Annotated in this window: 7 protein-coding genes; all 7 read left to right on the top strand. The window is 45.4% G+C overall.

The features are described 5' to 3' along the window. Nucleotides 1–31 precede the first annotated feature (31 nt). The 7 genes from DXX92_RS15850 (at nt 32) to DXX92_RS15820 (ending at nt 20,409) form a co-directional block, all read left to right on the top strand. The gene (locus DXX92_RS15850) at nt 32–3,169 is read left to right on the top strand and encodes an efflux RND transporter permease subunit (RefSeq protein ID WP_116001418.1); all 3,138 of its coding nucleotides are present in this window, start codon (nt 32–34) and stop codon (nt 3,167–3,169) included. A gap of 153 nt (nt 3,170–3,322) precedes the next feature. After that, the gene (locus DXX92_RS15845; RefSeq protein WP_181901767.1) at nt 3,323–4,342 is read left to right on the top strand and encodes an efflux RND transporter periplasmic adaptor subunit; all 1,020 of its coding nucleotides are present in this window, start codon (nt 3,323–3,325) and stop codon (nt 4,340–4,342) included. 125 nt (nt 4,343–4,467) lie between these two features. Continuing rightward, nucleotides 4,468–5,538: a trypsin-like peptidase domain-containing protein gene (locus DXX92_RS15840; protein WP_245961502.1), complete on the top strand. Its 1,071-nt coding sequence runs from the start codon at nt 4,468–4,470 to the stop codon at nt 5,536–5,538. A 186-nt stretch (nt 5,539–5,724) separates the two neighbouring features. Then, the gene (locus DXX92_RS15835; protein WP_116001414.1) at nt 5,725–6,690 is read left to right on the top strand and encodes a homoserine O-succinyltransferase; all 966 of its coding nucleotides are present in this window, start codon (nt 5,725–5,727) and stop codon (nt 6,688–6,690) included. A 1-nt stretch (nt 6,691) separates the two neighbouring features. Next, on the top strand, nt 6,692–10,408 hold the full coding sequence (metH, locus tag DXX92_RS15830; RefSeq protein WP_220347668.1) for a methionine synthase: 3,717 nt from the start codon (nt 6,692–6,694) through the stop codon (nt 10,406–10,408). 431 nt (nt 10,409–10,839) lie between these two features. Then, nucleotides 10,840–19,158, top strand: a complete 8,319-nt coding sequence (locus tag DXX92_RS15825; RefSeq protein ID WP_116001410.1) for an Ig-like domain-containing protein — start codon at nt 10,840–10,842, stop codon at nt 19,156–19,158. Between the two features lie 3 nt (nt 19,159–19,161). Then, complete coding sequence (locus DXX92_RS15820) at nt 19,162–20,409, top strand: OmpA family protein (protein WP_116001408.1); 1,248 nt, start codon at nt 19,162–19,164, stop codon at nt 20,407–20,409. Nucleotides 20,410–20,538 lie beyond the last annotated feature (129 nt).

Below are 20,538 nucleotides of genomic sequence, written 5' to 3'. Positions count from 1 at the left end.
TGTGCGGCGAAAACGAAAACTAGAGCCTGCCATGAATTTAACCCGAGCCGCATTAAAAAATCCCGCTGCAATTATTGTTGTTGCTGCCTTAATTATGGTGTTTGGTCTGTTAAGTGTGACTAAACTGCCTATTCAGCTGACACCGGATATCGAGCAGCCACAAATCTCGATTTTTACTGGCTGGCGCAGCGCTGCGCCGGAAGAGATGGAATCCGTCATTATTGAGCCGCTGGAAAATGCTGTTAAAAACACGCAAGGAGTGACCAAAGTAACTACCTTTATCCAGCGTGGCTCAGGCAATATCACCCTTACCTTTGACGTAGGTGCGGATATGCAAAAGGCGATGCTTGAGGTGATTAACAACCTTAACCAAGCGCCACCGCTGCCGCTTGATGCGATTGAGCCGGTGGTATCTGCTGGCGGCGGGCGCGGTGGCCCACAAACCGCGTCATTGCTGATCAAAACCTTACCAGATAATCCCAATCGCGACCTCGGCCAATACCAAAAATTGATTGAAGATGTGGTGAAGCCGCGTTTTGCGCGTATTCCAGGTTTAGCCCAAGTGAATTTAGCCAGTCATCGTCCACGAGAATTAAGGGTAACCTTTGACCCGCTGCGTGCCGCTTCTCTTGGTTTACCTATCGGTGATATTAGTGCCACTATCGCACGGGCAAACGACGTTTCGGCAGGTACGGCTGATGTTGGGCGACGCCAATATACCGTGCGCTTTGCTGGCAAGTATGATGTCGATAACCTCACCGAGATGATTGTCGGTTATAGCGGTAATCGCCCGATTTATTTAAAAGACATCGCAACGGTTGAAAATACCTTAGTAGATCGCAACGGCTTTAGTCTGCGCAGCGGTCAACCGGCTTATTACTTCACCTTAACGAGGCAAAATGATGCCAATACCGTGGCGTTACTTGATGAAATTAACGTTGCGATTAAAGAGCTCAATGAAGGGCCAATGCATGCCGCTGGCCTAACCATTGATTTAAGCTTTGACTCTTCTGTACACATTCGCAACGCCTTAACCCTGGTGAAAAGTAACTTAGGGCTTGGGGTGTTATTAGCGCTGATGATCCTGTGGTTATTCTTGCGCGGTATGCGCAACACGTTAATTATTGCGACCACGATTCCAATCTCTTTATTTGTGTCATTTGTCGCACTTAGCCTTTTTGAACGTAGCTTAAATGTCATTTCGTTGGCAGGTTTAGCATTTTCGGTTGGTTTGGTACTTGATGCTGCCATTATTGTGCAAGAAAACATTGTACGTATGCGTACCAATGGCTTAGATAATCACAAGGCCGTGCTTCGCGGTGCCATGCAAGTAACAGGCGCGCTGTTTGCCTCAACAGCGACAAGTGTCGCTATTTTTCTACCAATATTATTTATGGAAGGCATTGAAGGTCAGCTGTTCTCTGATTTGGCGTTAACCTTATCGATAGCCGTTATTGCTTCGCTAGTGACGGCGATAACAGTATTACCAATTGCCAGCAAGTTTTGGCTGAAAAATGTTAAAGAGTCTGATCCGTATGACCATTATTGGCAAAAGCTAACAAACTTAGTGATGCGCTTAACCAACTCGCGAATTAAACGCTACAGCTGGGTTGGCGTGTTACTCGGTGGCTCTTTAGTGATAAGCGTTACTATGCTACCGAAAACTGATTTTATGCCTCGCGCGCCGATTGATGGCTTCTTTTACTCGCTGAACATGCCGCCAGGTGGCAATGTTGATTTTGTCGAAAATGAGATGGCTGCGTTAATCAAAGCGCGTCTAGCGCCATATTTAGCTGGTGAGCAGCAACCTAAGATTAAAAGTTATAACTTCTATTCAAACGGCTCAGCCAACACTGGTGGCTTTATTTATGCCGACGACCCAACGCGGGTGGAAGAGCTGATGAACATAGTGCGTAACGAAATATTCAAAGGCCTGCCAGACACCCAAGCCTTCCTGTTTCGTGGCTCAATGATCAATGTGTCTGGTGGCGGTAATGGGCGCACGGTCGATATTGATATTTCAGGCCCTGATATTGAAACCTTGATGTCAGTTGCACAAGTTGGCATTGATGCGATAAACCAGAACATGGCAAATACCACAGCATTTCCGATGCCGAGCTTAAGCTTGGCAGAGCCTGAGCTTAAGTTAACGCCTGACGATCAACGCATTACCCAAGCAGGGTTAACTCGTCATGATGTTGCCAATGCGGTACGCGCGTTTACCAGTGGTTTATTTATCAATGAGTACTTTGACGGCAACGATCGAGTCAATGTGATTTTGCGCGCAGATCAATGGCAAACGCCAGATGAACTCGCTGCTTTACCTGTGTTTTCGCCATTCGCAGGTATTCAAACCATAGGTGAGCTAACCCAGATTGAGCGCACTGCTGGGCCCACGCAACTGCGCCGTGTAGATGGTAAGCGCACGATTAGTATTCAAGTGACGCCGCCAGCAGATATGTCGCTGGAAGAAGCGCTTGCGATACTGAGCGAAAAAGTTGTACCCGCGATGCAGGTGGATTTACCAGATGACTCATCAATTTTGCTCAGTGGTAATGCCAATAAAATGGCCGCCGCGATCCAAGATATGATCCAAAACTTTGTGTTAGCACTGGTGATTCTGTTTTTGTTGATGACGGCTTTGTTTAAGTCAGCAAAAGACAGCTTATTAGTGTTACTGGTAATGCCACTAGCCGTTGCTGGCGGTGTACTAGCGTTAAATGGCTTGAACTTGTTTACCTATCAGTCGTTAGACTTGCTGACCATGATTGGCTTTATTATTTTACTTGGCCTAGTGGTTAACAATGCAATCTTATTAGTTGATCAAACTCGCCAAGCTGAACGCGAAGGGCTAACTCGCCGCCGTGCAGTCGCACAAGCTGTGCGCGTAAGAGCAAGACCTGTGTACATGAGTACCTTAACCAGTTTATTCGGCATGTTGCCGTTAATGCTAATGCCAGGTGTGGGCAGTGAAATTTATCGTGGTCTGGCAACCGTTATTGTTGGTGGCATGATGGTGAGTGCGCTATTCACCTTAGTGTTGTTTCCGGCATTGCTGCGTTTCAATGAATCAGACAGCAAGGTTGATGGCAACGACGATGAAAACAATACCAGTGACAATATTGAGCCGTTGCACCCAACGCCACAACTTAAAATTAGCAACCGCTAGGAATTTATGATGTTTGTTAAACTATATAGCCCAAGTAAAAGCAGCCCAATTAAAAGCAGCGTTAATAAAAGCAGCCAAAGCTCCTTTCGTTCTTCACGCAGCGCTTATCGTAAGAATTTTCGCTTAATCAACAAAGCTTGTAAGCCATTCATCTTGGCTACTGGTTTGCTATTATCGCTGGTAAGCAATGCTAATGAAGCACCAGCCAGTGCGGTGAAAGTAGATGTTGTTACCAGCATGTCGCTAGCAGCAACGGCAGAGTTAATGGGCACAGTTCACAGTAAAATGCACGTTCCTATTACCGCTGGGGTTAGTGGTCGAGTGGATTGGGTGGCAGCACCAGGTAGCTTTGTAACGGCTGGTGGCGAATTAGTGAAAATGGATATGTTGCCACTAAAGTTAAGCCGAGCGGAGCATGTTGCTCAACTCAAACGCGCTAAGGTTAATCGCGATTACTATGCTAATGAAGTGAATCGCTTAGAAACGTTACGTAAAACCAATGCCACGTCGCAATTTCAATTAGATCAAACGCGCTCTCAATTTGAACTGGCTGAAGCTGATATCGAAATTGCGCAATTACAGCTTGAGCAAATTGACGATCAAATTTCACGTGCAACGGTGACAGCTCCATATGATGGCGTAGTCACTGAACGCTTAGTGTTAGCCGGAACAGATGTTAATCGCAGCGATGTGCTCAGCCGATTTTTAGATACCGAGCACTTAGAAGCAAGAGTTTTTGTGCCAGTAAAATATTTAGCGTTCTTGCGCTTGGGCAATGAGCTAACACTTGCCAATGAGCAACAAGAGTTAGATGCAGCGATCACCGCAGTGATCCCAAGTGCCGACCCTCGCTCGCAAACCTTTGAAGTGCGCGTTGAAATTCCAAGCCACTTGAACAGCCAATGGGCTGCTGGTCAATTGGTTAAAGTCACGGTGCCAACCCAGCAAGCACAGCCGACATTAACGGTGCACCGTGATGCTTTAATCTTACGAAAAGATGGCACCTATGTGGTGAAAGTTGGTGCAGATAACAAGGTATCGCGTTTACCGGTAAAGGTAGGCAAAGGGACGTTTGAACGGGTCTCTGTTAGTGGCGAATTGTACGATGGTGACAAAGTTGCTATTCGTGGCGCAGAGCGACTGCAAGACGGGCAAACCGTGGTTATTCAGTAAAACTTTAACTGTAGATAGTTGTTAGCTTTCACAATCAAGTGATCAACAGTCTATAAACTCCTGATATTAATGTGATAGAGTTAAGCCATAATAATAATTGGTTTAGCTCTTTCAGATCTCAAATTTTGTCAAAATTCATCGCCTTTATTAAATATATAGTTCAGTCAGCAAGCTATGGTGTGCTTGCTGCCGTTATCTTGATTTTGTTAGTGCCTGATTTGCGCATGCAATTGGCTAACTCGACCTTTTTAAATGGCGAAAAAGAAGAAACCGCACCTTTGTCTTATGCTAAAGCGGTCAGCAGAGCAGCGCCCGCTGTTGTCAATATCTACTCAACGGATCATGCTCAGCCAAGACGTTATTCACGCAATGTCGCCAATACTACCCGTTTAGGTTCAGGGGTGATCATGGATCCTAACGGCTACATTTTGACTAACTACCATGTAGTGCAAAATGCCGATTTAGTGTCGGTATGGCTACAAACAGGTCAGCGTTATGATGCGGTATTAATTGGTTTTGATATTTACACTGACTTAGCCGTGCTTAAAGTTGACGCTGTTAATCTGCCGGTTATTCCGCAGCGCAATGACTTGGAATCGCTTTCTGGCGATGTCGTGCTTGCGATTGGTAACCCGCTGAATTTGGGGCAAACGGTCACTCAAGGCATTATCAGTGCAACGGGTCGCAATGGCCTAAGCAGTACTAGCTATTTACAGTTCCTGCAAATGGATGCGGCCATCAATGAAGGCAACTCAGGTGGTGCGTTAGTTAACACAAACGGCGAGTTAGTTGGCATAAATTCCCGCAAATTTACGCAACGTAATTCACAGCTCAATGTGCAAGGTATCTTTTTTGCGGTGCCGTATAAGCTCGCCAATCGAGTTATGCAAAAAATTATCGAAAATGGCCGGGTAACACGTGGCTGGCTGGGTGTTAATACCGAGCAGCTGCCATCACATACCAAAGGTTTTACCATTACAGCCGTTAGTCCTAACAGCCCAGCGCAGCGAGCTGGCTTGCAAGTCGGTGACTTGGTTTATCAATTTGATGATGTTGAAATTACGGGTGTTGAGCAAGCGCTAGATATTGTTGCAGAAACCAGGCCGGGTGAGAGCATTATGGTAAGCCTTTACCGCAATAAGCAAGCGCTACAGTTACCTGTGCAAATTGGTGAGCTTAGGAATATAGGTAATTAAAGAGCATTTTCAATTAGGGGTCACTGGTGATTAAGGCAATCGCTAACTAAAGCAGAGCTTTACTTCATATCTCCGAATCCTTTCTTAGAATATGTTTAGACGTCTAAACGTTTAGATGTTGACATAGCTAAAGATCCAAGGCACATTTACTAGCTCAATTATTCGCTAGTGTCTTGTGGATTTGTTATGCCAATTAAAATTCCTGATCAGTTACCTGCCTTAAAAATTCTTGGTAACGAAGATATCTTTGTGATGTCGGAGCACCGCGCCGCCAATCAAGATATTCGCCCAATGGAAATGGCGATCCTCAATTTAATGCCGAATAAAATTGAAACCGAAGTGCAGATTCTGCGAATGCTGTCGAATACGCCGTTGCAAATTAATGTCGATTTAGTGCGTATTCACGCCAACCCGTCAAAGAATACACCAACGTCGCATTTAGAGTCGTTTTATCGCTTGTTTGATGATGTAAAACACAAGCAATACGATGGCATGATCGTTACGGGTGCGCCGCTTGGCTTAATGAATTACAAAGAAGTCAGCTATTGGCATAAAATTCAAGAAGTCTTCGATTGGGCGCAGAATAACGTAGTTTCTACCATGTACCTGTGTTGGGCGGCACATGCAGCCTTGTATCATCATTATGGCTTAGAGCGTCAGCTTCGTGAGGCTAAACTTTCCGGCGTTTACCGCCATGATAAGTTGCGCCCCCATGAAAAACTAACGCGCGGCTTTGATGATGAATTTTGGGTGCCGCATTCTCGCTATGGTGAAGTGTTACCGAAAGATTACCAATCGGTTGAGAGCCTAAATGTTTTGGCGCAGTCGCCAGAAGCTGGGGTATATTTAAGTGCCAGTGAAGACAAACGCCAAGTGTTTGTTACCGGCCATCCTGAATATGATCCAACTACGTTAGACGATGAATATCGCCGAGATTTAGCCGCTGGTTTGTCTGACGGTTTAGCGCCAGCGATTCCCGTAAATTACTATCGCGATAACAACCCAGATAGCGCGTTAGAGAAACCACCAGCGAGTAAATGGCGCAGTCATGGTAGCCTGTTGTTTAACAACTGGATCAACTACTATGTGTATCAAATCACCCCTTACCAATTAGATGCTGAGCATATTCAGACATCAATCACAGGAGAGTAACGTGCAGCAGTTAGCATCGTTTCAACAACTTCAGCAAGCCCTTAACGAGCGCATTTTAATTCTCGACGGCGGTATGGGGACTATGATCCAAAACCGCAAATTCAGCGAAAGTGATTTTCGCGGTGAGCGCTTTCAAAACTGGCACTGTGATATTCAAGGGAATAATGATTTATTAGTGCTGACCCAACCAGAGACGATTAAGGCAATCCACTCTGAATACCTTGAAGCTGGCGCCGATATTCTCGAAACCAATACCTTTAACGCGACGACGATTGCCATGGCGGATTACGACATGGAAGCGTTAAGTGCTGAAATTAACCTAGCGGCGGCTAAGCTGGCGCGTGCTGCGGCAGATGAATACACTAAGAAAACGCCGCATAAGCCACGTTTTGTTGCCGGTGTGTTAGGGCCAACAAACCGCACCTGTTCGATTTCCCCTGATGTTAATGACCCAGCGTTTCGCAATATCACCTTCAACGAATTAGTCACGGCATATAAAGAGTCGACCGAGGCCTTAATTGACGGTGGCTCAGACATTATTCTTATCGAAACCATTTTCGATACGCTAAACGCCAAAGCCGCCATTTTTGCCGTTGAAACTGTGTTTGCTGAGCGTGGTGTGAAGCTGCCGATCATGATTTCCGGCACCATTACTGACGCTTCAGGTCGTACGCTTTCAGGTCAAACAACCGAAGCATTTTACAACTCACTGCGTCACGCTAAACCAATCTCTTTTGGTCTGAACTGTGCGCTTGGGCCTGTTGAGCTGCGTCAATACGTGGAAGAAATGAGCCGTATTTCTGATGTCGCGGTTTCTGCTCACCCGAATGCAGGCTTGCCAAATGCCTTTGGTGAGTATGACTTCTCGGTCGAGGACATGAATGAGCATGTGCAGGAGTGGGCACAATCTGGCTTTTTAAATATTATTGGTGGCTGTTGTGGCACCACACCTGAGCATATTCGCGGTATGGCAGAAACCGTTGCCAATATCGCACCGCGCAAAATTGAAGTGCGTGCAAAAGCGTGTCGCTTATCGGGCTTAGAGCCACTGACTATTGAAAAAGAAACACTGTTTGTTAACGTGGGGGAGCGCACTAACGTGACCGGCTCGGCTATTTTCCGCCGCTTGATCACCGAGGAAAATTACGACCAAGCCATCGCCGTTGCGCTACAACAAGTGGAAAATGGCGCACAAATTATCGATATCAATATGGACGAAGGCATGTTGGATTCAAAAGCGGCGATGGTGCGCTTTTTGAACCTAATTGCTGGTGAGCCAGATATCGCCAAAGTGCCGATTATGCTCGACTCCAGTAAGTGGGACATTCTTGAAGCCGGCTTGCAGTGTATTCAAGGTAAGGGAATTGTTAACTCCATCAGCTTAAAAGAAGGCGAAGAGATTTTCCGTAAGCAAGCTGAGCTGCTTAGACGTTATGGTGCAGCAGTGATTGTTATGGCATTTGACGAAGTGGGGCAGGCAGATACGCGTGAGCGCAAGTTTGAAATTTGTCAGCGCGCTTACCATATTCTGGTAGACGAAATTGGCTTCCCTGCGGAAGACATTATTTTTGACCCGAACATTTTCGCCGTTGCCACAGGTATTGATGAGCACAATAACTACGGTGTTGACTTTATCGAAGCGGTGAAAGACATCAAAGAAAACCTGCCGTATGCCATGGTTTCTGGTGGTGTATCGAATGTGTCTTTCTCATTCCGCGGTAACAACCCAGTGCGCGAAGCTATTCACGCAGTATTCCTGTACTACGCCATTAAAAATGGCATGGATATGGGCATTGTTAATGCTGGCCAACTCGCCATTTATTCTGACTTACCAGAAAAACTTAAAACGGCGGTAGAAGATGTTGTACTTAACAGCGACGATGGTGCAACTGAGCGCTTATTGGAAATCGCTGAAGAATATCGCGGCCAAGCGGGTGGCACGGCCAGTAAAGTTGATTTAGCGTGGCGCGAATTGCCTGTTAACAAACGCCTTGAACATGCACTAGTCAAAGGTATCAACGAGTTTATTGTTGAAGACACCGAAGAAGCGCGCCTTGCTGCCAGTCGCCCGTTAGAAGTGATTGAAGGGCCACTGATGGATGGCATGAACGTGGTCGGTGACTTATTTGGTGCTGGCGAAATGTTCTTACCGCAAGTGGTCAAATCCGCGCGGGTAATGAAGCAAGCGGTGGCCCACTTGCAGCCATTTATCGAAGCGGAAAAAACTGAAGCTAGCTCTAACGGTAAAGTGCTATTGGCAACGGTAAAAGGTGATGTTCACGATATCGGTAAAAACATTGTTGGCGTGGTGCTGCAATGTAACAACTACGAAATTATTGACCTTGGCGTGATGGTGCCATGCGAAGAAATTTTACGAGTTGCCCGTGAAGAAAACGTCGATGTGATTGGCCTATCAGGCCTTATCACACCATCGCTTGATGAAATGGTGCACGTTGCCAAAGAAATGCAGCGCCAAGGTTTTGAGTTACCGCTACTCATTGGTGGTGCAACCACTTCGAAAGCCCATACGGCGGTAAAAATTGAGCCACAATACGAGCACCCTGTGGTCTATGTGCCTAATGCCTCGCGCTCGGTGTCTGTAGTGAGCACTTTGTTGTCAGACGAGCAACGAGATGATTTTGTCGCTAAGCAAAAAGCCGAATACGTGAAAGTGCGTGAGCGTCACAACAAAAAAGGCCCACGCTCGTCACTTATTTCACTCGAAGACGCGCGTGCTAATCCAACACCAATTAGCTTTGATAACTACACGCCAATCAAACCCAAAAAACTTGGTGTTACGGTAATTGACGAGTTAGACCTTAACGAGGTGCGTAATTATGTCGATTGGACGCCATTTTTTATGACGTGGCAGTTATCCGGCAAGTACCCAAAAATCCTTGAACATGAGCTAATTGGTGAAGAGGCAACTAAGCTATTTAACGACGCCAATGCCATGATTGATGATGTGATTAACAACAATAAGCTCAAAGCTAGTGCTGTGATTGGTCTATTTCCAGCACATAGTGTGGGTGATGATATTGAGCTATTTGCCGATAAGCAAAGTCAGCAATCGGGTGAGCGCTTGATGCGAATTCACCAGCTGCGCCAACAAGGTAAAAAACCAGAAGGTCAGTACAATCGCTGTTTATCTGATTTTGTCGCACCAAAAGGCGCAACGGCTAACGGAAAAGTTGTAGAAGATTACGTAGGCGCTTTTGCGGTATCTGCTGGCTTTGGCGCAGATGAACTGGTTAAAGCCTATGATGCTGAGCACGATACTTACAACAGTATTTTGTTAAAAGCCGTCGCAGATCGCCTAGCGGAAGCGTCAGCCGAGTACTTACATGAAAAAGTACGTAAAGAATACTGGGGTTATGCGCCTGATGAAGCCTTTGATAACGAAGCATTAATTCGCGAGCAGTACCAAGGTATTCGACCCGCACCAGGCTATCCAGCATGCCCTGAGCACACCGAAAAAGGCTTGCTTTGGGAGCTACTGGATGTGGAAAACAACATCGGCATGGAGCTAACCTCTAGCTATGCCATGTGGCCGGGGGCAGCGGTTAGTGGTTGGTACTTTGCTCACCCTGACTCAAAATACTTTGCGGTCGCCAAAGTCAACAAAGACCAAGTACTTGATTATGCTGCACGTAAAGGTTTCACAATAGAGCAAGCAGAGCGCTGGTTGGCGGCTAATTTGGATTATGATCCTGATTAGTATTTCAAGTAACCTTTATGACTAGTATTTAGGTTATAATTAGAACCATTTATTGAATATGTTGAAATAAATGGTTCTAGTTCGATTGCCAGATTTATAGCAATTCCTCTCACTAACGATATTCTCAATCCAATGCTAAAAGGCTAGAAGCACAGGCTTTTAGCTTTGCCACATTATTTTTCTTTACCAAATGACTGTTTTACTAAACCGTCACAATCATCAGATACTATTGTTGAGCTAAAACTCTAAAACGGTTTATTGACCTTGTTCAAAAAACTAGCAAACAGTTGTTTTTTATTAGTTTCAGCCGCATAAACCCGTTTATTTAATGCCCAAACCCTGTAGAATGCGGGCGTTTTTTCACACATTTTTTACAAAGTATTACATTTAGACTTTGCTTCTTTAATGTTTTCAATTGGATAAGTAGTAACATGCCAAAAAGCAGCCCCCCGTTTTTGCATACTTCTCGCTTACGCTCTGCCTTGCCAGATCGAGCTCGCAAGCTAGGTCTAGGAATATTGATTTCTGCTATGTCGAGCAGCACAGCGTTTGCCGCAACCGGTGACAATAGCTACACCGAAAATCAAGGTAAAATCGCGATCGACCATAATTTTGCCGCCTTTACGGGCAGTGATTATTCAGGTGGCTCATTGGCAACAACAATTTCCAATAGCACCACACATGACAAATTAACCTTGGCTGCTGATGCCAGTACATCGACCACTAATGGCGAGCTGTCAGTGGTTGGCAATCAACTTTTTCTTGGTGATGGCAGCACCGCGATTCCAGTGGGTAGTGTTGATAGCACAAATAATGGTGACAGTGGCAAATCGCTGCAAGTGAATTTTTCTGCTGGCTTTGAAAATGCCAATTACGAGGTTGGCAGCAATGGTGACACCAACATCCAAGGTTGGACGAATGTGTTAACGCAAGTGATTACTGGTCAAACGGTGATTGCTGGGCAAGTGGTACCACTCGATACTGTGTATTCAACAGTTGGTGCCAGTCAGTGTTCGGGAGTAGGGCCAAGTAATCGGGATAAAAATATCCCTAATCGTTTAGGTAACTTAAGTGTCCAGTTGACGACTTCAGAAATTCGTAGTGGCTCAGAAGGCGCCGCTGCACAATTAAGTAGCACAAGTGTCTCCACATTAGTGGGCTGTGATATTGTGCGTGGCCCAGCAATTTACAGTAATAGCTTAGTCACCGTTGAGGCGGGCGATACCATAGCATTTGATTGGCGAGCGAAAGGTGGTAGTGATGCTTATGATGTCTACGGCTATATTATTGATGTTAATAATGGCAATACACAGATTCTTTTAAACGAGACAGGTAGCAGTGGTAACGCCGAAACCGCATGGCAAACCGCATCTGCTACCATTGCGCAAGCAGGTACTTATCGCTTTGTTTTTGTTGCGGGTACCTATGATTTTAGTGGTGGTAACGCAGCTGGTGCGCAGTTGTTTATGGACTCGTACCGTATTACCCGCCAAAATCCAGCACCAGTATTAACCGCTGCTAACATTCAAACGCTTGCGCAAAAGCTGCGTTATGAAAATAACAATGACAATATTGATACCACCACGCGAACGCTAGCTATTACCGCAACTGATACAAACGCTGCACAGATCTCAAGCCCTGCAAATATTGCGATTAGCGCTGTTAATGATGACCCTGTGATTTCTGGTGTTAATGCAAAGAGCTTGTTGGAAAGCCAAACACAAGTGGCAGATTACAGCGCCACAGATGTTGAGAATGACAGCCTAACTTTTTCTGTAACAGGTACCGACGCTAGCGCTTTCACTATCAGCAATGCTGGCTTGTTAACCTTTAAATCAGTACCCTCGTTTTCGTCACCTAGTGATAGCGACAGTAACAATCAATACCAGGTTAATGTCGTGGTTACCGACGGCGGCAGCCCAGCGGCAAGCGATGCTATTGCGGTAACGGTTACTGTACAGCAAGACAGTGACAAAGATGGTGTTGCCAACAGTGTGGAAACGAGCCAAGGCACAGATCCGTTTGATCAGCAAGATTATCTGGACACTGATAACGACGGTGTGCCAGACGCGCTTGATGATAACGGCAGTATTGACGATGACTCAGGTAATGGCCTAGCGAACTACTTTATTGAATACCCGCAATCATTCCAGTGTGACGGCGATTACTTTATTTCTCAGCGTGACACTTTATTCCACTTAGATACCACTAAAACGCCGTTTGCGTTTAACGATGTTGCCCCCGCAAGCTTTCGCGACAAGCAACTGATTAACTCGATTGGCTTTAACTATCAAGATGGTTACTACTACGCGACGCGAAATACTCGTAGTAATGAAATTCTACGAATTGAGGCGTCTGGTAATGTCCGTAATATGGGGGCAGTGACTGGCTTACCTATTAGCCACTATATTCGCGGTGATTTTGACCTAAAAGGCACTTACTACATTGCGACTAATCGACGGTTACATCGCATTAACCTAGAAACCATGACGGCAACCACACACTGGTTACATGGCTACTTTGCGCCGCCTGATTTTGCCTTTAACGTACGCGATGGTCATTTATATGGCGCACAGAACAATCGTTTATATAAGTTGGACACAACAACTTACGAAGTGACTTCGCAAGTGATTAAAAACTTGCCATCATCTGGCTACGGTTCTGCATGGTTTGACGCAGCTGGCCGCTTTTTCTTCTCTTCGAATCAGACGGGTAATATTTACCGTGTAGACGATTTTAACGACCCAGTTGCCAATCATATATCTAAAGGTATGCCAACGTCGATTAACGACGGTGCATCTTGTGCAGGCTCGCCTATTCTTGAACACACTATTTCGCCTGCTAGTACTTCGCCATTGCAAGAAGTTACACACACTTACACCATAGACAATGGCTTACCTTCTACCGAGCCGCTAGGAAATAACTTATCGTTTAATTTCGCTGATAGTTTATCTGATGGTCGTACTTTTGTTGCTGACTCTTTAACGATTACTGGTGCGGCGAATAGCCCAACGATTAATAGTTACGCTGATGGCGCATCACTGACTATCGACAATATTGAGTTGGCTCCGGTCAGCCAGCTTGTGGTTACGGTGAAAGTCAAAATCCCTGCTAATTTAGGCGGCACTTATTATAACCAAGCCAAATTAACTGGCGTTGCACGTTACTTAGGTGGGCCAGAAATTTTATCAGACAACCCTGGTGGAACACGTCCAGACGCAACGCCATTAGTTGTGGTCAGCGGCAGCGCTAACAATACCTTTACCGGCGCTGTGTATAACGATCTCAATCGAAATGGTAGCCGTGACCGCGGTGAGCCAGGTGTTGCTGGTGTTAAAGTTAAGCTTGATAGCGGCAATGAAATCAATACCAATGGTGATGGTAATTACCAGTTTAGTGCGCTGACAGATAATAACTATATTGCCAGTATCGAATTGCCAAGCGGCTTTACTCTGGTTGGCCCGAATCCATTAAACTCGGTGGCGCTAGCGGGCGGTAACACTGCAGCGAATAACGACTTTGCGATATTTTCGAAAGCGTCGATTATCGGCACGGTTTATAACGACATCGACGGTAACAAACGCCGTGATGCCGATGATGAGCCGGGGATTAAAGGCGTTACGGTTAAACTACTGAATCGCAACAGAGTGACAATCGCCACGACAACAACTATTGATGGCGGATTCTATAGCTTTAGACAGTTAAATGGCGGTTTTTATTTTGTAGAAGAAGTTGATGATAGTGCCTACAGCAGTGTCTCTGAAAACTTAGTAGAAGTTAACTTGTTAAGTGGTCGCCAAGTAGAAAAAGACTTTGCCGACATGCTTAAGGGGACAATCTCCGGCCGTGTCTTTGACGATGCAAATGGCAATGGTATTCAAGATACTGGCGAAGACCCGCTGGTTGGCGTATCTATTAGTATCACTGAGCAAGGCGCTCAAAATCCACTTGAAAGCAAAACTACCGATGACTTAGGTGCTTACAGCTTTAGTGTTGCGGCGAACAAGTCATATATTGTTAAAGAGTCTGACCCTACTGGCTTTAATAGCATTACCAGTAACGAACGCACCACAAGCGTTGGTGTTGGCGGCGCTGCTGTTGCAAACTTTGCCGATATCAAGCAATCGGTTATTTCAGGTGTTGCATTCGAAGATTTGAATGGTAATAAAGTTCAAGATATTGAAGAGCTTGGCCTGTCTGGTATTGAGATCACGCTTAACAATGGTACACCAATTAAAACGGGTGCAGGTGGTCGATATCAATTTAACAACGTAGCAGCGGGCAGTTATGACGTTGCTAGTGCCAAGCCAAATAACTTTGTTCATGCTGGCGATAACAGCCAGAAAGTCACTATCTTACAAGGTCAGTCTAGCACCGCTAATTTTGCTTTTGTGGCAACAAACTCAGTTTCAGGAACAGTCTTCATAGATTACGATGCCAATGGAGAACAAGGCAGCAATGAGGCAGGTGTATCGGGTGTTTTGGTAGAGTTATCAAACGGACTATTCACACGTACTGGCGATGATGGTCGTTATGAATTTGCCAATGTTGTGGTTGGCGGATACGACCTTTCAATTACTGCGCCTGACGGTTTTAGTGCAACCACAGGGGTTAAAAAAGAAATCACCCTGACAGGTACCAACGCAGCAACAGAGGCATTTGGTTTACGCCCTGAAGGCGTTATTTCGGGAGTTACGTTTAATGACCTGAATGGTGATGGTAGCCATAATGGCAAAGAACTTGGTCTTGGTGGAGTTGAGGTTAAACTCGACGGTAGCAATGCTGTAAATACTGCAATTGATGGTAGTTTTAAGTATGCGTTCTTAACAGCAACTGAAAAAATGGTTTCAGTGACAGCCCCAACGGGTTTTGCCGCGACGACGGAACTGTCTCAGTCTAAAACGCCAAGTGCTAGCGCCAGTTTTGGCTTTGTTCAGCTAGGCTCTATCTCTGGTGTTGTGTTTAGCGATACGAATGGTAATGGTGTTCAAGATAGCGGCGAGGCAGGTTTGTCTGGCGCGACAGTCTCTATCTCGGGTGCAGATACTGGCTCTACTAAAACCGACGGCGCAGGTAACTACACTTTCACCAATTTAACCGGGGGCAGTGAAACCTTATCCGCTAACTATAGCAGCGACTACTTTAGTATTAACGATAACCCTCATAAGCTGACGCTTACTGACAAGGCAGTTTACAACTTCGCGTTACAAGAAAATATTGCACCGGTTGCCAATAATGATGTGGCGACAGTCGCTGAAGATAGTGCAAATAATGAAATTGATGCGCTAGACAACGACACTGATGCCAATGGTGATAGCCTAACTATTACCTTAGCATCTGCTAATAATGGCCAAGCGGTAATTGCTAATAACAAAATTAGCTATACACCTAATAGCGACTTTTTTGGTCGGGCGAGTATTAGCTACACCATTAGTGATGGTCGCGGTGCAACAAACTCTGGCACCATTACTGTAACGGTTGTTGCCTCTAGTGATACGCCAACGGCTAATCGTCAGCAGTTAAGTACGGCTGAAGAAACGGCGCTACCTATTACCTTAACTGGTAATGATGTTGACGGCGATAGCTTAACCTTTAGTGTACAAACTGGGCCAGCCAATGGCACTATCTCTGGCAGTGGCGCGAATATTACCTATACGCCAGTGAAAGACTTTTTCGGTACAGATAATTTCATCTTTGTCGCCAATGACGGTAACAGTGACTCTGCGCCAGCAACCGTTACTATTGAAGTTACCAATGTTAATGATGCCCCAACTGCTGAAGGACAAAGCGTTGAGCTTACTGAAAATACTCGTGAGTCGATTACGCTTACAGGCAGTGATGTTGACGGCGACAGTCTAACGTACCTAGTGGCAACCCCACCAACCAATGGTACTCTAACGGGCAGTGGTGCCACGTTAACTTATCAACCAAACCAAGATTACATTGGCGAAGATAGCTTTACCTTTACCGTGAATGATGGCCAACTCGCTTCTGATCAAGCGACGGTTTCAATTACAGTGAATGCCGCAAATAATGCACCGCAGGCACTAGATGACAGTGTGACGGTTGAGCAAAACAGTATCGATAATTCAGTCAATGTACTGGCCAATGATAGCGATATTGATGGTGATGAATTAGTGGTCAGTAGCGCAGCTGCAAACCAAGGTCATGTGGTTATTCTGGACAATGGCGAATTGAACTACACACCTGAGCAATCATTCCATGGTGAAGACACTATCACTTATAACATTAGTGATGGCAAAGGAGGCTCAGCCTCGGCCAGTGTAAAAGTCACTGTGAGTGAAAAGCCTGTTAACAAAGCACCGATTGCCGTTGATGATAGTGTTACGATCAGCAGTATTGCCACTACTACGATTGATGTCTTAGCAAATGACTCAGATCCTGAGAATGATGAGCTGTCAGTTGTCAGTGCTTCATCTGATTTTGGTAACACTCAAGTGGTAAATCAGCAAGTGCAGTTTACACCGCACCAAGGGGTAAGCGGTTTGCTGGTAGTTAACTACAGCATTGAAGACAGTGCAGGCAATAGCGCTTCAGCTCAAATATTAGTGAATTTTGACAACTCCCTTGCACCTGAAATCACCTTGCCGCAAGACTTATGTGGCGAGTTTACGGTCAATGCTAACGCTCTGTATACGCGTGTCGATTTAGGACAAGCATCAGCGGTTGACCGCTTTGGCAATACGGTTCCTGTCTCACTTGTCGATGGTATTTCACTATTCCCACCAGGTTTAAATGAAGCTGCTTGGCAGGCAACTGATAGCGAGGGCAATACCAGTATTGCCGTACAAAAAGTCTGTGTTCTGCCTCTGGTTTCACTTTCTAAAGACCAAATTACCAGTGAAGGGCAGAGTTTAACTATTGGTGTTCACTTAAATGGCAGCGCGCCAGTGTACCCTATGGTTGTGCCATATGCAGTTGCAGGTAGTGCTGACAGTGATGATCACGACTTGGTATCAGGTGAGCTAGTTATTGAGCAAGGTACAGATGCCTTTATCACGGTAAATATTACCGAAGACGGCAATAGCGAAGGTGATGAAACACTGGTGGTGAGCTTAGACCCAAGTGTCAATTTAGGTGATAAATCTAGCCATACCATCACTATTAGTGACGGTAACATCGCTCCGCAAGTTACACTTAATGTTAGTCAGCAAGCACAAGAGCGTTTGTTGATTACTGCCGATGGTGGTGAAGTCGTTATTCGCCCCAGTGTTACCGACGCAAATGTCGCTGATGAACACAGCTACCAATGGCAGGTAAACGATGCAAGTGTTACCAACACTAGTACTAACCCTGACATTTTTAGCTTTGATCCCACACAGCTTACAGCTGGACTGTATCGTATTGATGTCGAAGTTACCGATAATGGCGTACCAGCTAAGTCTGCTACCTCTTTTGTTTATATTGAGCTAGTCGCTCAACTACCTGAGTTAACTGACGCAGATACTGATGGTGACTTGATCCCAGATAATCAAGAAGGCTTTGGTGATAGTGATGCCGACGGTATTGCTGATTATCTGGATGCAACACCTGAGTGTAATGTCTTGCCTGAGCAAGCAATTGTTAACAATGCTTATTTAGTAGAAGGCCAAGCAGGTGTTTGTTTACGCCGCGGTGAATTCACCTTAACGGGTGAAACCGGTGGTGCTCAAATCACAGATAACGATGTGGCTAACGAAGGTGACCAACTGATCCAAGATACGGAAGCCACTAATATTGGCGGTATTTTTGATTACATTGCCTATGGCTTACCTGTTCAGGGCAGCAGCTACGCAATCGTGATGCCGCAGCGTAATCCGGTGCCAGAAAACCCTGTCTATCGTAAATTTAATTTGGCGCAAGGTTGGCATAACTTTATTGAAGATGCCAACAACAGCTTGTGGTCTACTGCCGGCGAGCCAGGCTACTGTCCACCTCCTGCGGTTGACAACAACAGTGTTTGGACGCCAGGTTTAACGCCCGGTCACTGGTGTGTGCAAATGGTGATTGAAGACGGCGGAGTTAACGATGATGACGGTGAAGCTAATGGCACTGTTGTTGACCCAGGCTATGTTGGCGTGTTGAAAACAGCTAACCAGCTACCTATTGCTGAAGACGATAGCGAAACTTTATTGGTTAATTCAGAAATCACGCTTGATGTTCTGGCTAATGATAGCGATGCCGATGGTGATGTGCTAACGATCAGCTCGGCAACAGCAAACATAGGCGATGTGTCCATTGTTGATGATCAGCTGCACTATACTCCACCACTAAATTACAACGGTGATGTGGTCATTATTTACGGCATTACTGATGGTCAAGGCGGCACAGCACAAGCCGAGGTGACACTCAGCATCATTCCAAACAATGCGCCACAAGTGAGTGGTGAGCAAAGTGAGATGAACCAAGGTGAAGAACTCACCATTAACTTGCTTGAAAATGACACCGACCCAGAAGGCGATTCGCTAACGCTAGTGCGCGTTGAAGTAAATGCTGAGCAAGGCCAAGTGAGCTTCAATACCAATGGTCAGGCAAGTTTTATTCCTTCGACAGATTTCTCTGGGACAGCGCTTATCAACTATATCGTTGAGGATACAGTGGGTAATCAAAGCCAAGGGCAATGGCAAATCAAGGTTGTGCCATTAACACAAATTCAGGCACAAACCAAAGGTGGCGGTAGTGTAAACCTATGGATGTTATTGCTGCTTGTACTATTGACCACGCGCTTAAAATGGCAAGTAAAAGGATAAGTAATGAAGAAGTATAACCTGATAACAGCTAGCATTTTATCTGCAGGCATACTAGCCACTGGTAACGCGATGGCTAACAGCAGCCAATGTGATTCGCAAGACGCTCATTATCAACAATGCGACAATCAACTTGGTTGGTACCTTGGTGCAGATGTTGGCATAGCCAAAACGGATGTGGGTCGCCGCGAAGTTGAGCGATTTTTTGAACAATCTCAGCTTGATGCCGATGTTGTCGATGTTGATGATCAAGGTAATGCATGGTCAGCATTTGTCGGCTATCAATTTAACACTTACTTTGCTCTTGAGCTCGGTTATCTAGACTTAGGTGAGCGCAGCGTTGATTTTACCGGTCAAACAGCTGACCTTGATGCGTTTTACGATAATGTCGAGCATATCTACCCACAATCTGCGGAAGGTGCCACCATCAACGTCGTGGCCTCATATCCATTGTCAGAGCGCTTTAAAGTATCAGGCAAGTTGGGCTATTTTGATTGGCGTGGTGACTATCAAACACGCGAATCAGGACAGGGCGTAGGGCAAGACAGTGTATCAGATCATGATATCTGGTATGGCGTAGAGCTTAACTATCGCGTTGCAAACAATTGGCAAGCATATTTGGGCTTTTCTCAGGTCAACTTAAGTCGTGACGACAATGACGTATTCAACTTGGGTGTACGTTACTACTTTGGTGGTGGCAAGAGTCACAAAGTGAAGCCTAAATTAGAGCCAGTAAAACAATCGATGCCAGTAAAACAGTCAGCGCCAGTAAAAATGGTTGAGCAAGATTCTGACAATGATGGCGTGTTCGATCATTTAGATAAGTGCGAGCAAAGCGATAGCCGCTATCAGGTTGATAGTGATGGTTGCACCTTAATGCAACCGCAACAAGCCAGCTTTAACTTAGTGGTACGCTATGCTAACGATAGTGCTGAAATTGCTCCTAACTACTTTGAAAAAATTGCTGAATTAGCAGAATTTGTTAATAAGTATCAGGTCAATAGCCTGACGGTCACTGGCCATACGTCAGCACCTGGCAGTAAGGCTTATAATCAAACCTTATCAGAGCAACGAGCACAATCACTTGCAAAAATGCTGGTCGAGCAGTATCAGATCAAACCTGAAATTATTAACACGCAGGGCAAAGGTGAGAGTGATTTACTTGATACGTCGAATAACGAACAAGCTCATCAGCTCAATCGTCGTATTGAATTGAGCTTAAAAGAAGAATTGCTATTACCTGTAAAAAAATAGCGAATAATTAGATAGGCTATAGATTAATAAAAGGGCGCTTAAAGTTTACTTTAAGCGCCCTTTTTGTGTTAGAGAAATATCAGCTCACGTTAATTCGCGATAAAAAGCCTATTAGGCTACCCAATAGTC

It is taken from the genome of Thalassotalea euphylliae, from assembly GCF_003390395.1.
Taxonomy (GTDB): domain Bacteria; phylum Pseudomonadota; class Gammaproteobacteria; order Enterobacterales; family Alteromonadaceae; genus Thalassotalea_F; species Thalassotalea_F euphylliae_C.
This window is presented reverse-complemented; position numbering and strand designations above follow the sequence as displayed.